The 18,987-nt window shown below is 45.8% G+C and carries 17 protein-coding genes and 2 other annotated features; all 17 genes read left to right on the top strand.

From position 1 onward, the window contains the following. Positions 1–14 precede the first annotated feature (14 nt). Positions 15–2,255, top strand: coding sequence for a DNA helicase PcrA (pcrA, locus tag KI210_RS01065; RefSeq protein WP_212780039.1), 2,241 nt, complete (start codon positions 15–17; stop codon positions 2,253–2,255). 21 nt (positions 2,256–2,276) lie between these two features. Then, positions 2,277–4,283, top strand: a complete 2,007-nt coding sequence (gene ligA, locus KI210_RS01060; protein ID WP_212780038.1) for an NAD-dependent DNA ligase LigA — start codon at positions 2,277–2,279, stop codon at positions 4,281–4,283. Between the two features lie 15 nt (positions 4,284–4,298). After that, positions 4,299–5,444: a CamS family sex pheromone protein gene (locus tag KI210_RS01055; protein WP_212780084.1), complete on the top strand. Its 1,146-nt coding sequence runs from the start codon at positions 4,299–4,301 to the stop codon at positions 5,442–5,444. Positions 5,445–5,477: 33 nt separating this feature from the next. Beyond that, positions 5,478–5,762 carry an Asp-tRNA(Asn)/Glu-tRNA(Gln) amidotransferase subunit GatC gene (gatC, locus tag KI210_RS01050; RefSeq protein ID WP_212780083.1) on the top strand — a complete coding sequence of 95 codons (285 nt, stop codon included), beginning with the start codon at positions 5,478–5,480 and terminating at the stop codon, positions 5,760–5,762. Continuing rightward, a complete protein-coding gene (gatA, locus tag KI210_RS01045; RefSeq protein WP_212780037.1) occupies positions 5,762–7,204 on the top strand; it encodes an Asp-tRNA(Asn)/Glu-tRNA(Gln) amidotransferase subunit GatA in 1,443 nt (480 codons plus the stop codon). Before gatC ends, gatA begins: the two co-directional genes overlap by 1 nt. A gap of 4 nt (positions 7,205–7,208) precedes the next feature. Then, entirely contained in the window at positions 7,209–8,639 is a 1,431-nt protein-coding gene (gene gatB, locus KI210_RS01040; RefSeq protein ID WP_212780036.1) for an Asp-tRNA(Asn)/Glu-tRNA(Gln) amidotransferase subunit GatB, read from the top strand. Between the two features lie 11 nt (positions 8,640–8,650). Next, entirely contained in the window at positions 8,651–9,589 is a 939-nt protein-coding gene (locus tag KI210_RS01035; protein WP_212780035.1) for a diacylglycerol kinase family lipid kinase, read from the top strand. 141 nt (positions 9,590–9,730) lie between these two features. Further along, entirely contained in the window at positions 9,731–10,402 is a 672-nt protein-coding gene (locus KI210_RS01030) for a serine dehydratase beta chain (protein ID WP_212780034.1), read from the top strand. A 2-nt stretch (positions 10,403–10,404) separates the two neighbouring features. Next, positions 10,405–11,283 (top strand): L-serine ammonia-lyase, iron-sulfur-dependent, subunit alpha, encoded by an 879-nt coding sequence (sdaAA, locus tag KI210_RS01025; protein ID WP_212780033.1) that lies wholly within the window; start codon positions 10,405–10,407, stop codon positions 11,281–11,283. Then, positions 11,283–11,597 carry a metal-sulfur cluster assembly factor gene (locus KI210_RS01020; RefSeq protein ID WP_212780032.1) on the top strand — a complete coding sequence of 105 codons (315 nt, stop codon included), beginning with the start codon at positions 11,283–11,285 and terminating at the stop codon, positions 11,595–11,597. The genes sdaAA and KI210_RS01020 overlap by 1 nt, the downstream gene beginning before the upstream one ends. Before the next feature lie 48 nt (positions 11,598–11,645). Continuing rightward, complete coding sequence (rpiB, locus tag KI210_RS01015; RefSeq protein ID WP_212780031.1) at positions 11,646–12,128, top strand: ribose 5-phosphate isomerase B; 483 nt, start codon at positions 11,646–11,648, stop codon at positions 12,126–12,128. 74 nt (positions 12,129–12,202) lie between these two features. After that, positions 12,203–12,421, top strand: a binding site (T-box leader). Positions 12,422–12,580: 159 nt separating this feature from the next. Further along, on the top strand, positions 12,581–13,228 hold the full coding sequence (locus KI210_RS01010; protein ID WP_212780030.1) for an amino acid ABC transporter permease: 648 nt from the start codon (positions 12,581–12,583) through the stop codon (positions 13,226–13,228). Positions 13,229–13,243: 15 nt separating this feature from the next. Next, a complete protein-coding gene (locus KI210_RS01005) occupies positions 13,244–13,876 on the top strand; it encodes an amino acid ABC transporter ATP-binding protein (protein ID WP_212780029.1) in 633 nt (210 codons plus the stop codon). Between the two features lie 12 nt (positions 13,877–13,888). Continuing rightward, a complete protein-coding gene (locus KI210_RS01000; RefSeq protein WP_212780028.1) occupies positions 13,889–14,734 on the top strand; it encodes an amino acid ABC transporter substrate-binding protein in 846 nt (281 codons plus the stop codon). A 154-nt stretch (positions 14,735–14,888) separates the two neighbouring features. Beyond that, on the top strand, positions 14,889–16,559 hold the full coding sequence (gene alsS, locus KI210_RS00995; RefSeq protein ID WP_212780027.1) for an acetolactate synthase AlsS: 1,671 nt from the start codon (positions 14,889–14,891) through the stop codon (positions 16,557–16,559). 15 nt (positions 16,560–16,574) lie between these two features. Beyond that, positions 16,575–17,282 (top strand): acetolactate decarboxylase, encoded by a 708-nt coding sequence (gene budA, locus KI210_RS00990; RefSeq protein ID WP_212780026.1) that lies wholly within the window; start codon positions 16,575–16,577, stop codon positions 17,280–17,282. 98 nt (positions 17,283–17,380) lie between these two features. Continuing rightward, the gene (locus KI210_RS00985) at positions 17,381–18,694 is read left to right on the top strand and encodes a hypothetical protein (protein ID WP_212780025.1); all 1,314 of its coding nucleotides are present in this window, start codon (positions 17,381–17,383) and stop codon (positions 18,692–18,694) included. 46 nt (positions 18,695–18,740) lie between these two features. Continuing rightward, positions 18,741–18,977, top strand: a binding site (T-box leader). Positions 18,978–18,987 lie beyond the last annotated feature (10 nt).

The raw sequence follows: 18,987 nt of genomic DNA, 5'->3' as shown, positions 1-18,987 counted from the left end.
TGAAGGGAAGCTAAATGACTACAGAATCGATCTTATCTGGGTTGAATCCCCAGCAAAAAGAAGCCGTCCAAACTACTGAAGGTCCGCTTTTAGTGGTAGCAGGAGCCGGAAGTGGGAAGACTTCGGTTTTAACGCGGAGAATTGCTTACTTAGTGGAAGAAAACGGCGTAGCTCCGTGGAATATTTTGGCAATTACTTTTACCAATAAAGCTGCCAGCGAAATGCGTGAACGGGAACACCAATTACTCGGAATGAGTGCGGACAATATCTGGATGTCGACTTTCCATGCTTTGTGCGTGCGGATTTTGCGGCGCAATGGTGATTTGATCGGCTACAGCCGCAACTTTTCCATTGCGGACTCAGCTGAACAATTGACTTTGGTCAAACATATCGAAAAAGAATTGAATATCAACCCTAAGATGTTTGATCCGCGGGGAATGTTGAGTGCCATCTCAAATGCCAAAAACGACTTGATGGATCCAGATGAATATAGTGCTAGTGCGAGTTCTCCATATGAGAAAAAAGCAGCAGAAATTTATCATGAATACCAAAGACGCTTAAAACGAGATGAGATTATGGACTTTGACGATCTCATCATGCAAGCCCTCCATTTGTTGAAAACTAAGGCCGAGGTTTTAGACTACTATCAAGATAAGTTCAAATATATCCTCGTTGACGAATACCAGGATACTAACCAGGCCCAGTACGAATTAACCCATCTTTTAGCTGATAAGCATAAGAATATTTGCGTGGTTGGGGATGCCGACCAGTCAATTTACGGCTGGCGCGGTGCCAACATGGAAAATATCATGAACTTTGAAAACGACTACCAGCATGATGGGGTCAAGACGGTTAAATTGGAACAAAATTACCGCTCGACCGGCCATATTTTGAATGCGGCCAATTCGGTAATTAAAAACAATCAAAACCGCAAGGCGAAAAACTTGTGGACCGACCAAGGCGATGGCCAGAAGATTGTGTATTACCAAGCGCAAAGCGGCGATGATGAAGCCCACTTTATTATTTCTAAAGTCCAAGAAGCGGTGGAAAAAGGTCAACGCCAATATCGCGATTTTGCGGTTCTTTACCGGACTAATGCCCAGTCCCGAACCGTCGAAGAAGGCTTTGTTAAAGCTAATGTCCCTTACCAAATTGTGGGTGGTCATAAGTTCTACGACCGGAAAGAAATTAAGGACATTATGGCCTATTTGAAACTGGTAGCTAATCCCAACGATACGATGAGCCTAAACCGCATTATCAATACGCCTAAACGCGGAATTGGGGCTGCCAGTGTTGAACGCTTGCTGCAGTTTGCAGATTTAAACCACTTCAGCATGCTCGATGCCTTGAAGAATGTGGCTTCTTCTAACGTCAATGCCCGAGCTGGCGCCAAAATGAGCGAGTTCGGTCATAATTTGGGCGATGCGATTGATTTTGCGCGTGACCATTCGGTAACGGGCTTAACGGAAAAAATCTTGGAAGATTTCGGCTACACCGAGGCGCTGAAAAATGAACATACTATTGAAGCCGATACCCGTTTGGAAAACCTGGACGAATTCTTATCGGTTACTAAGCGCTTTGATGACCATTATGAGCCTGAAGATGAAACCAGTTCTGCCTTGAGTGACTTTTTAGCAGAGGTCTCTTTGTTAAGCGACCAAGATGATCTGAATGACGATGGCAATCAAGTGGCCTTGATGACCCTGCACGCTGCTAAAGGTCTAGAATTTCCGGTAGTCTTTTTAGTGGGCATGGAAGATGGCCTCTTCCCGCTTTCTCGGGCGATGATGGATGAAGACCAGCTTGAAGAAGAACGGCGGTTAGCTTACGTGGGCATTACTCGGGCCCGCGAGCAGCTATATTTGACCAATGCCTACTCGAGAATGATGTTTGGGCGCATGCAAAATAATCCGCCTTCCCGTTTCTTGGATGAAATTTCACCTGATGACTTAGAGCAGATCAATCCGAATGCCGGCAACGTTTTAGGCCCAGCCTTTAAACGGACGAATGCACCGTTTGCGCGACGCGAAGAGCGGGCGCGGGCTGAAGTCTTTACGCCTAAAAAGGCCAAAGGTGCCGTGGGGGCCGAAAAACACGGCTGGCATGTGGGCGACCAGGTTCAGCATAAGGCCTGGGGCGTTGGCGTAGTTACCAAGGTTAGCGGCACTGGTGAAGATATGGAGCTGGATATTGCATTTAAAGAAAAGGGCATTAAGCGGCTTCTGGCAGCTTTTGCTCCAATTACTAAGATTTAACCCAATCTTGGGAGGAATAATATGGCAATCGTAACTCTAGAGCAAGCTCAAAGCGAGGTTGAAAAGCTCCGCAAGCAGCTGGATGAATGGGCCGATGCTTATTACACGAAAGACAGCCCAGAAGTAGAAGATAATGTTTATGACCAAGCTTATCAGCGTTTGGTTGAACTTGAAAAACAATTTCCGCAATTAGTTACGCCTGACTCCATTACTCAGCGAGTTGGGGGCGATTTAAATACGGAACTCACCAAGGTTACGCATGAGATTCCGATGCTTTCAATGGGGGATGTCTTCTCAAAAGCGGAATTGCGTGAGTTTGACGAACGGATGCAAAAGCTCGCTGGTCAACCGGTGGTTTACAATGTAGAGCTAAAAATTGACGGTTTATCGCTCTCGCTGGAATATCGTGAAGGCAAGCTAGTGCGCGCTTCGACGCGTGGCAACGGAACCGTGGGCGAAGACGTCACGGCTAACGTCAAATACATTAAGGATGTGCCCCAAACTTTGCCGCAGCCTTTGACTACAGAGGTTCGGGGCGAGTGCTACATGGGCAAGGATGCCTTTTTAAAATTGAACCGTGAACGGGATGAACAAGGACTAAGCAATTTTGCCAATCCGCGAAATGCGGCTGCCGGAAGTTTGCGTCAATTAGATCCCAAAGTAACCAAAAAACGTTCTTTAAGTACCTTTATCTACACTTGGGTCAATCCTCCAGAAGATATTACCAGTCAGCACCAGGCAATTGCTGCTATGGCCAAACTGGGCTTTCATACTAATGAAACCGGTCGGCGCTTGGCGACGATGGAGGAGATTTTCGCCTTTATCGATGAATACACTGAAAAGCGCAACAGTTTGCCTTATGGCATTGATGGTATTGTGCTCAAAGTAGACGACTTGGCCCTGCAGAATCAGCTAGGGGCGACGGTCAAAGTTCCGCGCTGGGAGATTGCTTACAAATTCCCACCAGAAGAACAAGAAACCATTGTCAGAGACATCGTGTGGACGGTCGGCCGAACTGGTGCGGTAACGCCAACGGCCGTCATGGATCCGGTCGAATTAGCCGGCACGACTGTGGCTCGGGCGGTTTTGCATAACCCCGACCTGCTTAAACAAAAGGACGTTCGGCTTGGCGATACGGTTAAATTGCATAAAGCTGGTGACATTATTCCTGAAATTTCAGAAGTGGTGTTAGCTAAACGGCCTGCTAGTTCAGTGCCTTATGAAATTCCTACCACCTGCCCATCTTGTGGGCAAAAGCTGGTCCACCTCGACGGCGAAGTTGCCCTGCGCTGCATTAATCCTTCTTGTCCTGCCCAGGTTGAGGAAGGCATTACTCACTTTGCCTCTCGGCCGGCGATGAATATTGCGGGCTTAGGACCTAAAATCGTCCGGCAGCTGATTGCCAAGGACCTGGTTCATAACGTGGCTGATTTGTACTATTTGACCAGCGATGATTTAGCCCAACTTGATCACTTCAAAGATAAGGCAATTTCCAACTTGCTGAATGCAATTGAACGGTCCAAGGGTAATTCGGTAGAATTGCTTTTGACCGGCTTAGGAATCGATCACGTTGGGGCTAAAGCTGCGCGGCTGATTAGTCAGAAATTTAAAAATCTCCCTAAGATTATGGATCAAGGCGTGCAAGAAATCGCTGCGATCGATACAATAGGAACAACGATTGCTGAAAGCTTGACCGCTTACTTTAGTCAGCCTGAAGCACAGAAATTGATCCAAGAATTGGTCGATGCTGGGGTCAATATGGAATATTTGGGTGAACCGGAACCGGCAGAAGCTCCTGATAATTTCTTTAAAGATAAAACGGTGGTTTTGACTGGCAAGTTGGAACATTACAGCCGCAGTGAATTTACCAAGAAGTTGCAAGCTTTGGGAGCTAAGGTTACGGGGTCTGTGTCGAAGAAAACCGACTATGTTGTGTATGGCGCCGATGCTGGGTCAAAGTATGCCAAAGCCCAAAGCCTGGGCATACCGCTTTTGACCGAGGAAGAGGCAATCGCCGAAATAGAGTAAAAAGGGATCATGATCGTGAAAAAATACATCAAAATCTTAGCAATTGCAGGGGCTATGCTGACTTTAAGCGCCTGTGGGAATTTGAAAAATTCTGACTTGTCTTCCAATTCCACCACGACAACTACCAAAACCAAGCGTTATCAAACGACGGGAACGGATTCCAATGGTTATACTGTCCTTTTGAAAAATGGCAAGTATTTAACTAGTGAGATTTCAGGTCTAACGGCTACCGATAATGACAACTCCGTGGATGAACGGGAATTCCAGCGGGGGCTGGTTGAGATTTCCGAGAAGGTATTCTCACCTAAGAATTATGTTTTCCAAGAAGGACAATATCTGGATTCAACGACGGTGGGCAATTGGTTAGGACGCTATTCCAAGAGCAACAAGACGGGTTTGAATCCGAAAAATAATGGGAAAACCGGAACCAACACCCGTAACCCAGTAAGACTTGAAGAAATCGAAGAAAATGACTTTCTGACCGGATCGGGTCAAAGCTATAAATTAGCCGGCATGTCATTAGGGTTAGCAATGAATTCAACCGACTACTACCAAAAGACCACTAACGGCGCAACTTATGAAACGTCGATTTCGAAGGCAGAACAATTGTCTTACGGCAAGCAGTATGCCAACACGATTGTTAAGCGTTTGCGGGCCAAGAAGAAATTGAAGAATATCCCAATCACGATTGGTATTTTCTCCAAGACCGATAAAAACTCCTTAGTTGGAGGAACTTTCATTGCTTACGGGACAGCAAGTGCTAATAGTAGTAAAATAACTAAATGGACTACTGTTTCGCAAAAATGGCAAGTTTTGCCGACAGTTGATGATGAATCAGCTTATAACAGCAGTGATGAGACTAGTTTTTCTAATTTCAAATCAGCCGTCCAAAATTACTTCCCGAATGTTTCAGGGATCATTGGCAAACTGCGGTATGAAGATAAGAAGCTGGTCCAAGAAAATATCCAAATTACAACTCAGTTCTATGGCTATGAACAAGTTAAGAGTTTTGCCCAGCTGGTACAGCAAGATGCCAAGAAGTATCTTTCGGCTGCTCCGGCAGTTGAAATCACCATCGCCACAGCCAATGATACTGAGGCGGTAGTTTATAAAAATTCATCAAGCAGTACCTACCATGTTCATATTTATGGCGGCGAATAGGAGGATTACAGAGTGGAAAAAGTCACAGAAGACATGATCAAGCACGTAGCAAATCTGTCACGGCTTGAATTCGATGACGCAGAATTAAGCAAATTCACCAGTCAAATGGGTGACATTATCAATATGGCCCACCAATTGGCGGAAGTTGATACTGAAGGCGTGCCTGAAACTGTACAAGTTGTTGACCGTGATACGACTTTCAGAGAAGACGTACCTGCCAAGCCAACTGACCGTGATGTAATGATGAAGAATGTACCTGAAAAGGCTAACGGCTTCATCAAGGTTCCAGTAATTATTGATAAGGACGATAACGATTAATGAATTACTTAAACGAAACGATTGACTCATTAAATAAAAAGCTTGCTGCTGGCGAATTGTCAGCAACGGACTTAACCAAAGAAACCATTGCCAACATCAAGCAAACCGACCAAAAGCTGAATGCCTGGATTACGGTGGATGAAGATGCTAAACCAGCAGCTGATTTGGACTTTAAGAAGAGCAAATTAGCCGGGATTCCGATTGGGATCAAGGATAATATTGTGATCGACGGGATGTTGACGACCGCTGCCAGCCACATTTTGGACAACTTTGTGCCAGTTTATGACGCGACAGTTATTGAAAAATTAAAGGCGGCGCAAGCAGTTTTTGTGGGTAAGACGAACATGGATGAATTTGCCATGGGTTCTTCAACTGAACACTCATACTATGGTGCAACCCACAACCCATGGAATCTGGACAAAGTACCTGGTGGTTCATCCGGTGGTTCTGCTGCTGCCGTTGCCAGCGGTCAAGTAGTTGCTGCCCTTGGTTCTGATACCGGTGGTTCAATTCGTCAGCCAGCAGCTTTTAACGGAATTTTTGGCATTAAGCCTACTTTTGGCCGCGTATCACGGTGGGGCTTGATTGCCTTTGGTTCTTCCTTAGACCAAATTGGCGTTATGAGCAAGCGGGTTAAGGACTCAGCTGAAGTGTTGAACGTAATTGCTGGTTACGACGAACGCGACTCAACTGTTTCCGAAAAGGCCGTACCTGACTACACCAAGTTTTTAGGCCAAGACGTCAAGGGCTTGCGCGTAGCGGTGCCAAAGGAATACATGAGCGATGCCGTTGATGAAGGCGTCAAGGCTGCGGTTCAAAGCCAAATTGACGCTTTAAAGGCAGCTGGAGCAATTATCAACGAAGTTTCCTTGCCACATACCAAATACGTGGTACCTACTTACTACATCATCGCTTCCAGTGAAGCTTCATCTAACTTGCAACGGTTTGATGGGATTCGTTATGGTTATCGGGCTAAGGATGCCAAGAACTTGTTGGATGTCTACCTAAAGAGTCGGTCAGAAGGCTTTGGCGATGAAGTAAAGCGGCGGATCATGCTAGGTTCATTTACTTTGTCAGCTGGTTCATATGATGCTTACTTCAGACAAGCTTCCAAGGTTAGAACCTTGATTTGCCAAGACTTTGACAAGATTTGGGAAGAAAATGACGTGGTTGTTGGGCCAACTACGACGACAACGGCCTTCGGAATTGGCGAAGAAATTTCTGACCCAATTAAGATGTACAACAACGACATTTTGACCATTTCCGCTAACTTGGCCGGTTTGCCAGCAGCCAGCGTTCCTGCCGGCTTGTCAGATGGCATGCCAGTCGGTTTGCAAATTATGGCTAAGCGTTTTGATGAAGGCAACGTCTTCAAGGTTGCTGACTTTGTTGAACGCAATAACAAGTTTTATGAACAAAAACCAGCTGGAATGGAGGACTAACTGAATGAATTTTAAATCAACGATTGGCTTCGAAGTCCACTTTGAGTTGAAGACTAAGAGTAAAATTTTCTCTCCATCACCAGTAACTTACGGGGCTAAGCCAAACACTGCAACCAATGTTATTGACTGGGGTTATCCTGGCGTTTTGCCAACGGTTAACAAGGAAGTTTATCGTTTGGGCATCATGGTAGCTTTAGCTACCCACTCAACGGTTTCGCCAGTTACGCACTTTGACCGGAAGAACTACTACTACCCAGACTCACCAAAGGCTTACCAGATTACCCAATTCTTCCAACCATTAGCTCATGATGGTTATGTTGAAATTGAAGTCGGTGGCAAGAAAAAGCGGATCGGAATCCACGAAATGCACATCGAAGAAGATGCCGGTAAGAACACTCACGGCACCAATGGTTTCTCCTATGTCGACTTGAACCGGCAAGGCGTTCCCCTACTGGAAGTAGTTTCTGAACCAGATATCGAAACTCCTGAAGAAGGTTACGCCTACCTCGAAAAATTGCGGAAGATCGTTCAATTCACGGGCGCTTCTGACGTTAAGATGGAAGAGGGGTCAATGCGGGTTGACACCAACATTTCCATTCGCCCAGCCGGTCAAAAAGAATTAGGAACCAAGGTCGAAATGAAGAACTTGAACTCATTTGACCACGTTCGTCGTTCTTTGGCCTATGAAGAAAAGCGACAAGAACAAGTCCTGCTCTCAGGTGGCCGGGTTCAAATGTCAACCAGACGGTTTGATGAAGCGACTGGTAAGACGGTCTTGGAACGGGTTAAGGAAGGCGATGCCGATTATCGTTACTTCCCAGAACCAGACATTGCGCCATACCACATTAAGCAGGAATGGATTGATGAAATTGCTGCTGGTCTGCCAAAGAGTGCCGAAGCACGGTTTGACCAATACGTTAACGAATTTGGCATTAAGCCATATGACGCAAACGTTTTGCTGCAAACCAAGGAAAGCAGCGACTTCTTTGACCGAGCAGTAGCCGCTGGGGCTGACCCAACTTTGGCTGCCAACTGGATGAACACGCAAGTTAATGGTTACTTGAACGATCACCGGGTTGAACTTGCTGATATCAAGCTGACTCCTGAAAACTTGGCCAAGATGATCAAGTTGATCAAGGATGGGACGATTTCATCCAAGATTGCCAAGAAGGTCTTTGCTGAAACCGTAGAAAACGGCACGGATCCAAAGGAATTTGTTGAAGCTAAAGGCATGGTTCAATTATCAGATGAATCTGTTTTGGCACCAATGGTTAAAGAAGTTGTTGACAATAATCCACAATCTGTTGAAGACTTCAAGAATGGTAAGGACCGGGCAATCGGTTTCTTAGTTGGCCAAATTATGAAGCAAACTCGCGGCAAGGCCAACCCAGTTGTAGTTAACAAGTTGCTCAACAAGGAATTACAAAGTCGTTAGAGGTTAAGATAATGACGCGCAAGGCAAGATTAATTTATAATCCTGTATCCGGCCACGAACAAATGCCTAAAGCAGTGGCTGACATCTTGGATGTGTTAGAACAAGCAGGCTATGAAGCTAGTGCTTTTAGAACCACGCCTGAAGAAAATAGTGCGAAAAATGAAGCCACGCGGGTTGCGGAAGCTGGTTTTGAACTAGTTGTTGCTGCTGGTGGGGATGGGACCATTAACGAAGTGGTTAATGGCTTGGCCTTTTTAGAAAATCCGCCTAAAGTAGCGATTATTCCGGCCGGCACGACCAATGACTTCGCTCGGGCCTTGGGCATTCCGCGCGATGATCCCGTTAAGGCGGCGCGCGTAGTTTTAGATCAGCACACTTTGAAGATGGATATTGGTAAAGCTGCTTTTCAGGATCATGACAATTACTTTGTCAACATTGCAGCGGGTGGTTCTTTAACTGAACTTACCTACGGAGTTCCATCGGAAATTAAGTCTGCTTTGGGTTACAGTGCCTACTTAATCAAGGGAGCTGAGATGCTGCCACATTTGACCGAAAATCATATGCGGTTGACCTATGATGAAGGGGTTTATGAAGGCAAGCTGTCCATGTTCCTGCTGGGAATGACCAATTCCATTGGGGGCTTTGAACAAATCATGCCAGATGCCCAATTGTCGGATGGTTTATTCCAATTAATTGTTGTTAAGCCAGCTGACCCAGCCAACCTGCTGCGACTTATGGCCCTAGCATTAAACGGCCGGCACGTTGATGATCCAAATATCATCTATACCAAAACGAAAAATTTGAAAGTTGAATTGATCGGTGAAAGTGCTGATAAGCCTTTGCCAGTTAACCTGGATGGCGAAATTGGCGGTTATTGCCCAGTTGAATTTACGAACCTGCACCGCCGGATCGAGTTCTTTGTGGGCCAGACCAAAAACATTACCAAATAATTCAACCAACTAATAAAAAACCTCATAGACTTATCTATGAGGTTTTTTTATGTTACGTTTTTTCAAAAAAGCGTTTGAACCACTTTGATATTTTGGTCTTCTGGCTTATACTTACGACATGGCAAAGGTTGGAGGAGAAAAATGGCAGGGAATTATCGCAGCGTATTTGATATTATCGGTCCGATCATGATTGGACCGTCGAGCTCTCATACTGCGGGAGCAGTAGCTATTGGCAAAGCAGGGCGAACGATTTTTAATGGTCAACCCAAGCGAGTAGTCGTGCACTATTATGAATCTTTTGCCCAGACCCACCAAGGACATGGGACAGATTATGCGATAGCGGCCGGCATTATGAATTTTCCTGCTGATGATGACCGGGTTCCGATTGCGCGCCAGCTGGCAAAAGAAGCGGGGATTGACATCCGCTTTGTGGAAGAAGCAGGACCTAGTCCAATTGGTCATCCCAACACTGCTGTTTTGAATCTCTCCGATGGCCAGCAGCAAGTCGAAGTAGCAGCCTGCTCCGTTGGCGGAGGCGTGATTGAAGTCCGTCAGATTAAGCTTTACGACTTAACGATTAAGCCGACAGGGCCATTGCCGATAATTTTATATCCAGTTAAAACGACTGATGAACGGCGAGAGATTAAGGGCTTGCAGCTAACTGAATTCTTGCGAATGCATGCTCCTTTTAAGCAAAATGTTGTTGTGGAAAACCAGGCATGGCGGATTTTTGAATTTGATTTGATTAATTATTTGCATGCCGGTACCAAGAAGCACTTATTGGGGAATTACCCGGGAATTATTTGTATCTAACTATGTATGAGCGAATTGAAGAATTAGTCCAGGACGCCGAGAAAAGCGGAAAAGCCATCTCAGAGTTGGTAATTGAACATGAAGTTCAAACCAGCGGCATGAGCCGCGAGGACGTTTGGAACAAGATGAAACATAACCTGGAAACGATGCGAGCAGCGGTTGAACGCGGAGAAAAGGGCGTTAAGTCAATGACGGGGCTGACTGGTGGACAGGCTGTTAAAATAAAGGCTTACCGCGAGCAAGGACATACCTTGTCAGGCGATATAATGATGCAGGCGGTGCAAAACGCAGTTGCGACCAATGAGGTAAATGCAGCAATGGGCGTGATTTGTGCAACGCCGACTGCGGGTTCTTCAGGAACCTTGCCTGGTGTTTTATTCATGTTGGAAAAACGTCTAAAAATGAATGAAGAGCAAATGGTACGGTTTCTATTTACGGCTGGCGGTTTTGGCATGATTATTGCCAATAATGCCGGCATTGCCGGTGCTTCTGGAGGCTGTCAAGCTGAAGTAGGCAGTGCCAGTGGCATGGGAGCAGCGGCTGCAGTGGAAGCAGCTGGCGGCAGCCCCCGCCAAAGTGCTACCGCCATGGCTTTTGCCATCAGCAATTTATTAGGACTGGTTTGTGACCCGATTGCCGGATTAGTGGAAGTGCCTTGTGTCAATCGCAATGCGGTTGGCAGCGCCAATGCGCTAGTGGCGGCTGACATGGCTTTAGCCGGCTGCACTAGCATTATCCCACCAGATGAAGTCATTTCGGCAATGGATAAGGTGGGACGCAATTTGCCACGCGAATTGCGCGAAACTGGTTTGGGCGGACTAGCCGGAACCCCAACGGGGCAAGCAATCAGGATGAAAATTTTTGGCAAGGAGATGGACTAATGCGCGACAATAAAGAAATCCAAGCAGATATTATGGCTGCTTTAGGAAGCGTAATTGATCCGGAGCTGCAAGTTGATATTGTCAATTTGGGGTTAATTTATGATGTTGACTTAGATGAGGACGGGATTTGTTTGGTAACGATGACTCTGACCATCATGGGCTGCCCCTTGTCGGACTACCTGAATAAGGCGATCACCAAAGCCTTATTGACCGTTCCTGAAATTAAACACGTTGATATTAACCTAGTCTGGTATCCAGCTTGGTCCACTGACCGGATGAGCCGCGAGGCTAAATTGCTGTTGGGCATTCATTAGCATCGTGGTAGACTAAGACTTAGTTGCAAAAGGAAAGCGAGAGAAAAAATGAAAATTGTACTTGCTGGCGATCATGCCGGTTATGAATTGAAAAAAGAAATTAAAGAAGAATTGGAAGAAATGGGTCATGAAGTGATCGATGCGGGTCCTTATAGCAGCGATTCCGTTGATTTATCCGATTTTGTTTACCCAGCTAGCTTGAAGGTTGCGCGCGGCGAAGCCGACCGGGGAATTTTCATTGATGGGGTTGGCTATGGTTCAGCCATGATCGCCAACCGGGTTTATGGCATTGATGCTTGTGTTTGCCAAGATCCATTTTGTGCTAAGCTATCACGTCAACACAATGATTCAAACGTGCTATGTTTGGGCGGAAAAATTATTGGCTCAGCGATTGCACAAGAAATCGTGAAAACTTGGATGACGACTGACTTTTTAAACCAGGAAAAATACGTTCGCCGCGTTAAGAAGGTTAAGGAAATTGAAGCTCGGCATTTGCGTAAATTGGATGAAATCAAAGATTTGCCAGAATAAGTGAAAAAATCATAATTTTTTCAGACAAATTTATTGACACTTGGCTTGGAAGAGTCTAATATACAGAACAACAAAGAAAAACTTAGAACAGACTAGTAGGAAGCCTACGTCAACAGAAAGCCTGCGGTGATGAGAAGCAGGTGGCGGCAACTTCTGAATCACACCTGTGAGTTGACTGGATAAAAGCCAGTTCGGGGAAGCCCGTTATCGCACTGAGTTTATTTTGAACTTGCTGAGGCTGTTATTGCGAGATAGCAGCAAGATGAGGTGGAACCGCGCCAAGCGCCCTCTTAGCCAAGCTGGCTAGGAAGGCGTTTTTATTTTCAAAATAAACTCACTGAGGCTGCTTGTGCAAGCAAGCAGTGAAGCGGGGTGGAACCGCGCCATCGGCGTCCCCTTGGATTAAACGCGATCCAAGAGGACGCTTTTTTGATTGGGAAAGAGGAAGAATTATGACCTTGAAATATGTAGCTGAAATCATGCCGTCATTGCTGCAGGGAGCAGAACTAACTTTGCAGATATTTTTCTGGACCTTGGTTGGCTCTTTGCCGTTGGGTCTGTTAGTAAGTCTAGGTTTAACCTCTAAGTTTAAACCTTTGAAATGGCTGCTGAATTTTTATGTGTGGTTAATGCGGGGCACGCCGCTTTTGCTGCAATTAATCTTTGTATTTTATGGCCTGCCCATTATAGGGATTGTGTTTGACCGTTTTGGAGCAGCAATTTTTGCCTTTATTCTCAACTATGCCGCTTATTTTGCCGAAATTTTTCGCGGTGGCTTTCAATCAATTGACGAAGGCCAATACGAAGCAGCTAAGGTTTTGCGTTTATCTTATGGTCAAACCATTCGCAAAATTGTCATTCCCCAGGTGGTCAAGATCGTTATTCCGTCAATCGGCAATGAAGTGATTAACTTGGTAAAAGATTCTTCACTGGTTTACGTCATCGGCTTGGGCGATTTGCTGCGGGCCGGAAATGTTGCCACCTCAAGGGATGTCACTTTGGTTCCCTTGATTTTAGTAGCGGTTATTTATTTATTGCTAATCGGAATTTGCACCTTTGTTTTGCACAAGGTCGAAAAACGTTATTCATACTTCAAATAAGGGGGGGCGACTAGGATGCTGGAAATCAAGAATCTCAACAAGAGCTTTGGCAATCGCACTATTTTGAAAAATATCAATTTAACGGTGAAAGATGGCGAGGTGTTAGCCATTGTCGGGCAATCTGGAGCTGGTAAAACCACCATGCTGCGTTGTATTACGGGATTAGAAACAGCTGATAGCGGTCAATTTTTGCTCGATGGGGCCGCTTTTGATCCCCAGGGCATGGACGCCAGCGACGCCGTAATTGGCGTAGTTTTCCAAAACTTCAACCTTTTTCCTCACCTGTCGGTGTTGGAAAATGTGACGCTAGCTCCCAAACTGGTTTTAAAAGAAGCACCTGACCAAGCTGAGCGAGAGGCGCGCGGCTTGCTTGAACAACTAGGCTTGGGCGGAAAAGAAAAGTTGTATCCTTGGCAATTATCCGGTGGCCAGAAGCAGCGGGTGGCGATTGCCCGGGCGCTAGCGATGAAGCCGAAAATTCTGTGCTACGATGAACCGACCAGTGCCCTTGACCCCAACTTGCGCGATGAAGTAGCCAAGCTGATTATCGGCTTGAAAGAACAAGGCATGACCCAACTGGTGGTCACGCACGATATGGATTTTGCCCAAAAGATTGCGGACAGCGTCTATCGGGTTCAAGCCCAGTAAGGGGGCAGAGAGATGCGCTTTTTAAAGAAAAAACTAGCTCTGGTCTTGCTGTTTTTGCTAGCTTTAATAACTTTGAGCGGCTGCACTAATTTGACGGAAAAAGCTAATACGCAAGATACCTGGAAAACCATTAAAAGACGCGGGAGCGTGGTGGTCGGCCTGGACGACAGTTTTGTTCCGATGGGTTTTCGGCAGAAAAATGGTCAGCTGATTGGCTATGATATCGATTTGGCTAAAGCCGTCTTTAAGCAATATGGCCTCAAGGTTGATTTTCAAACAATTGACTGGTCGATGAAGGAAACCGAGCTCAAGAATGGCACGATTGATTTAATTTGGAATGGCTATTCAATTACCAGTGCCCGTAAGAAAAAGGTCGCCTTTAGTCGTCCTTATTTGAAAAATGAACAAGTCTTGGTAACTAAAAAACAATATGGCATTAAGAGTTTTGCCGGAATTGCCGGCAAGACTTTGGGCGTCCAAACTGGTTCAACGGCAGAGACTTTTTTGGATGAGTATCCGAAACTGCTCAAGGACAAAATCAAGGGCAAGCAGGCGGTATTGTATGATACTTTTCCCAATGCCTTTATCGATCTGAATGCTGGTCGAATTCAAGGAATTTTCATGGATGAGGTCTACGCTAGATACTATATTAATCACGAAAAAGATAAATCGGACTATCAGGTTTATTTTGATAAAACCTTGCCGAGCGATTTGTTTGCCGTGGGGTTACGCAAGGGCGACAAGACTTTGCGACGTAAAATAAACCAAGCCCTAGGCCGCATGCAGCAAGATGGACAGCTAGCAAAATTGAATAAAAAGTGGTTTGGCACGGCTAGCAACTATCTAGGCAAGGACTAAAAGCTCAAAATTTCCGAAAACAGGACTTTCTGCTTTCGGTTTTTTTAGTTGCTGGGGTAAGATATGAAAGACAAATTTACTTTTTACCTTGATAAGCTTACCAAAAGTAAGTAGAATGGAGGAAAAAGTAAATAACAATGATCGGAGATAAAATATGACCAAAAAAATTTACGGTGCCGACATTATCGTTGATAGTTTAAAGAAGCACCATATTGACTACGTATTCGGCATTCCCGGGGCGAAGATCGATCGCCTGTTTGAAGCTTTGGAGGCTGATCCTGATGCGCCCAAGCTAATCGTGACCAGACATGAACAAAATGCTGCTTTTATGGCCCAAGCTTATTCGCGCCTAACTGGCAAAACTGGGGTGGTAATTGCGACTTCTGGCCCAGGCGTGGGCAATTTAGTTACGGGACTAATGACGGCCCAAGCTGAAGGCGATGCCGTTTTAGCGATCGGTGGCCAAGTACAGCGCAAGGACCAGTATCGGCAAACCCACCAAAGTACGTCTTCAGTTGAAATTTTTCGCCCAATCACCAACTATGCTGCTGAAGTGCAAGATCCTGAAAATATTTCGGAAATTATGGCAAATGCTTTTGAGGCGACGCAAGGTGCAAAACGCGGGGCGGCCTTTGTCAGCATCCCGCAAGATGTGGATGACAGCTTAGTTACGGGCAAGCCGCTGCCGGTTTACCAAGACTTTGGCCAGGGACCGGCCGCACCAGATGCCATTGAAACTTTAGCCCAAGAAATCAAGCAGGCAAAATTGCCGGTGATCTTGGTCGGCATGCGGGGCTCATCGGCAGAAGTTGCTGGTGCCTTGCAGCAATTGATTTCTGAAACCCACCTGCCAGTAGTTGAAACCTTCCAAGCTGCCGGCGTGGTTTCGCGGCAATTTGAACGCCAGGCTTACTTTGGCCGGGTTGGGCTCTTTCGTAACCAAGTGGGCGATAAGTTACTCAAGGCCAGCGATTTAGTGATCACGGTTGGCTATGACGCAATTGAATATGAACCGCGCAACTGGAATGTGGACGGGCAGCTGAATATTGCGGCGATTGATACGTCGTCTGCGCAAATTGACAATAATTATATTCCTTCCTTGCAGCTGATCGGCAATATTGCGACCACGCTTAGACAGTTGTCCTACCAGTTGCTCAACTACCAGATTTCTTATGATGCTCAGCAATTGCTGGATCAATATAAAGCTGAACTGGATAGCGACAAAAAGGCTCCGCGGAGCGACTCGGACGACATCAGTGATCCGCTAGCAGTCGTTCAGGCCACCCAAAAAGTGGTTAACGATGATACGATCGTCTCAGTTGATGTGGGCTCGCACTACATTTGGATGGCGCGCCACTTTAGAAGCTATAAGCCGCGTCATTTGCTGATTTCCAACGGGATGCAGACTTTAGGCGTGGGCCTGCCTTGGGCAATGGTGGCTGCCCTGCTGCATCCAGAAAAGAAGGCGATTGCGGTAGTTGGCGATGGCGGCTTGATGTTTTCTGGAGCTGAATTAAGTACGGCAGTAGCTTTGGGCTTAGACATCATGATCATTGTGTGGAACGATGGTGGCCACTACGATATGGTTCGTTTCCAAGAAGAAAAGAAATATGGCAAGGCAGCCGGCGTAAACTTTGGTCAATTTGATAATGTTTTATTTGCCCAAGCTGCTGGGGCCACGGGCTTACGCGTGGACAAGGCTGAGGATTTGGCAAAAGTCTTCCGGCAAGCCTACAATACTAAGGGACCGGTAGTAGTTGACGTGCCGGTTAACTACTCACACAATATTGATTTGGCAAACCAGATTTTTGATAGTGAATTCTAAAAAAGGATGACAAAAATGGCAACTTTATACGAACATGGAACCCTGGCCATGCTGATGGCCGGCAAATTAGCTGGTACCCAAACTTTAGGGGAATTGCTCAAGCATGGCTCCTATGGTTTAGGCACCTTTGATGGCTTAGATGGTGAAGTCGTAATTTTAGATGGCGAGGTTTATCAAGCCGATGCTAGCGGCAAGGTCAACCATGTCACTGATATGCAAACGACCTTGCCCTTTGCTTCAGTTCATTTCCCTGAAAACGAAGTCCCGCTGAAGGTAGGCGAAAACGACTTTGCTTCTTTGACCAGCAATTTAACTAAAAGCTACCAGTTAGCAAATGTGTTTGCCTATGTAAAACTTGATGGCGTCTTGGATCAGGTGAAAATTCGCATTGCCCCTAAGCAAAGCAAACCATATCCAGGTTTATTAGAAGTAGCCAAGCATCAACCAACTTTTGAGGCTAGTGCTATTTCGGGCAGCGTGGTCGGTTACTATGCACCGGACATTTTTGGGACGGTTACGGCCGGTGGCTGGCATTTGCATTTCATCTCTGATGACCGGAGTTTTAGTGGCCATATTTTAAGCCTGTCAACCAAGGGCTTAAGCGGCAAGTTGGAAATTTTTGACAGCTTCGAGCAGCATTTGCCAATTGAAAATCCCGAATTCCGTCAAATGCAAGTCGACACGGCCAGTTTGCAAGCAGGGATTGAAGCAGCCGAACACTAGTTTATTTTCTTAAGCAATCTGCAAGGATTGCTTTTTTTGTGCCTAAAAATGAGGATTTAGGATAAGATAGTTGTATTAATTAAAGTTAGGAGTTTTTTGTGACCGATACAAAACCTGAATATAATGCTGGCAATTGGCGCAAGTTCACCGATTTTGCCAGCTATGCAATAAATTTAATGCCGTTCATCATCTATCTGTCTCTGATTATTCAGCAACAGGATTTAGCTAGCGGGATCCTGCCTTTTGCGCTCTATTATGCATTTAGGCGGTCTGGCTTGTTGCTGCTGCGGGATTTTCAGAAAAATTATAGTCTATTGGGCTGGATTGGCCTAGTTAGTGCCCTAATTGGCTACGGACTGGGGCTATTGGGATATTTTGGCTCCTGGTATTATGATCTGGCAGCTGTCGGCATCGGTTTAGGCTCGGCTCTTTTCCCCGTGGCAGTCAATCAAAACAAGCGATTAGCAGAAAACAAAAGCAGCATTGTTGGGCAAGTGATTAGTTTGCTAATACTGCTGGCCTTAGCAGCTGGAATATACTGGCTCAAACGAGCTTGGCTGGGCTATGCTGTCATGTTTGTGATTGTGATTGTTGCCATTCTAGGGTACAGTCCTGTCCAAACTGCCAGCAGCAAGATAAATTGGCATTGGTACAACTATGTTTTGGGAATTTTATTGTTCTGTTCAATGGGCTTGGTTCGCTGGGGCCGCAGCAATTCATTGAATCAGCCGATTGAATGGGGGATGCTGTTTTTAGGCAGCTTCTTTGTGATTATGCTGATATTGTTGTTTCTAGATCGGCAGCGCCCCAAGACTCCCGGTTTGCGTTTAGCAGCGATGGTAGCAGGGGCCGGAGGGCAATATTGGACCTTATACAGCACAATTTATGTTGGAGCCAACTACGGCCTGAAGAAGTATTACTTAGTGCTGGTTGCCTATCTCTTAGCGATGCTGTTTGGCGGAGCAGTATTGAGCTGGCTCGAGAAAGTTTCTGGTTTTACTACGGTAACAATCTGCATGCTGAGCATGATTTTAGGTTTAGCGGCAACTTTTTGGTTTCCCATTTATGTCTTAGGCATCTTCTTGCTGCGGGCTGGTGCTGCTAAGTTGCGGCAGCAAGCTGTTATGGTCTATGAGGCAGGTGGCGGAGATAAGGCTATTTCATACCTCGTAAACTATAATTATGCTGCAGCCAGCAGTCTCTTCACCCAGTTTGTTTTCTGGTTAAGTCTACTGGTATTGGCAAAACCGGCTGGCTTAAACTTGATCTTAAAGAGTTTTGCAACTAATACATTCTACCCTGATATGGCTGAATTCATTAACGCCAGTCATCTGGTTTTAGGGGGATATTTATTTGTAGTATTCCTCGTTTGCTGGATTAAATTGGCAAAAGAAAATGAGAAAAATATTTGACACAGCTCAAAAAAGCGTGTAAGCTGATTAACAAGTTGATACGAGAATAAACACGTTGATTAGGAGAGTAGTTTTCCAACCAGCCAGTTAAGCGAGTCCGGTAAAGTGTGAGCGGACCTAGCTGTGGAAAATGAAAGTAACCTAGGAGTGGTCGGTGCGAAGTGCACATGAGCATCGAACGGGAGCGCCCGTAAACGCGCCAACATCTTCGCTTTTGCGAGTATGCGGTGAGGCAGCGAATGCTGTAAAGATAGGGTGGTAACACGCTACAGGCGTCCCTTTAGGTCAATTGG

Origin of the sequence: Lactobacillus corticis (genome assembly GCF_018327645.1) — a bacterium.
Lineage (GTDB): Bacteria > Bacillota > Bacilli > Lactobacillales > Lactobacillaceae > Lactobacillus > Lactobacillus corticis.
Note: the sequence above shows the minus strand (reverse complement) of the source record. Positions and strands in the feature narration are given on the sequence as shown.

Coding starts and splice junctions, on each gene's coding strand:
- KI210_RS01005 (WP_212780029.1), top strand. CDS start 13,244: ATGCTGGAAATCAAGAATCTCAACAAGAGCTTTGGCAATCGCACTATT.
- sdaAA (WP_212780033.1), top strand. CDS start 10,405: ATGTATGAGCGAATTGAAGAATTAGTCCAGGACGCCGAGAAAAGCGGA.
- pcrA (WP_212780039.1), top strand. CDS start 15: ATGACTACAGAATCGATCTTATCTGGGTTGAATCCCCAGCAAAAAGAA.
- gatA (WP_212780037.1), top strand. CDS start 5,762: ATGAATTACTTAAACGAAACGATTGACTCATTAAATAAAAAGCTTGCT.
- rpiB (WP_212780031.1), top strand. CDS start 11,646: ATGAAAATTGTACTTGCTGGCGATCATGCCGGTTATGAATTGAAAAAA.
- budA (WP_212780026.1), top strand. CDS start 16,575: ATGGCAACTTTATACGAACATGGAACCCTGGCCATGCTGATGGCCGGC.
- KI210_RS01020 (WP_212780032.1), top strand. CDS start 11,283: ATGCGCGACAATAAAGAAATCCAAGCAGATATTATGGCTGCTTTAGGA.
- KI210_RS01030 (WP_212780034.1), top strand. CDS start 9,731: ATGGCAGGGAATTATCGCAGCGTATTTGATATTATCGGTCCGATCATG.
- gatB (WP_212780036.1), top strand. CDS start 7,209: ATGAATTTTAAATCAACGATTGGCTTCGAAGTCCACTTTGAGTTGAAG.
- KI210_RS01000 (WP_212780028.1), top strand. CDS start 13,889: ATGCGCTTTTTAAAGAAAAAACTAGCTCTGGTCTTGCTGTTTTTGCTA.
- KI210_RS01010 (WP_212780030.1), top strand. CDS start 12,581: ATGACCTTGAAATATGTAGCTGAAATCATGCCGTCATTGCTGCAGGGA.
- gatC (WP_212780083.1), top strand. CDS start 5,478: ATGATCAAGCACGTAGCAAATCTGTCACGGCTTGAATTCGATGACGCA.
- alsS (WP_212780027.1), top strand. CDS start 14,889: ATGACCAAAAAAATTTACGGTGCCGACATTATCGTTGATAGTTTAAAG.
- ligA (WP_212780038.1), top strand. CDS start 2,277: ATGGCAATCGTAACTCTAGAGCAAGCTCAAAGCGAGGTTGAAAAGCTC.
- KI210_RS01035 (WP_212780035.1), top strand. CDS start 8,651: ATGACGCGCAAGGCAAGATTAATTTATAATCCTGTATCCGGCCACGAA.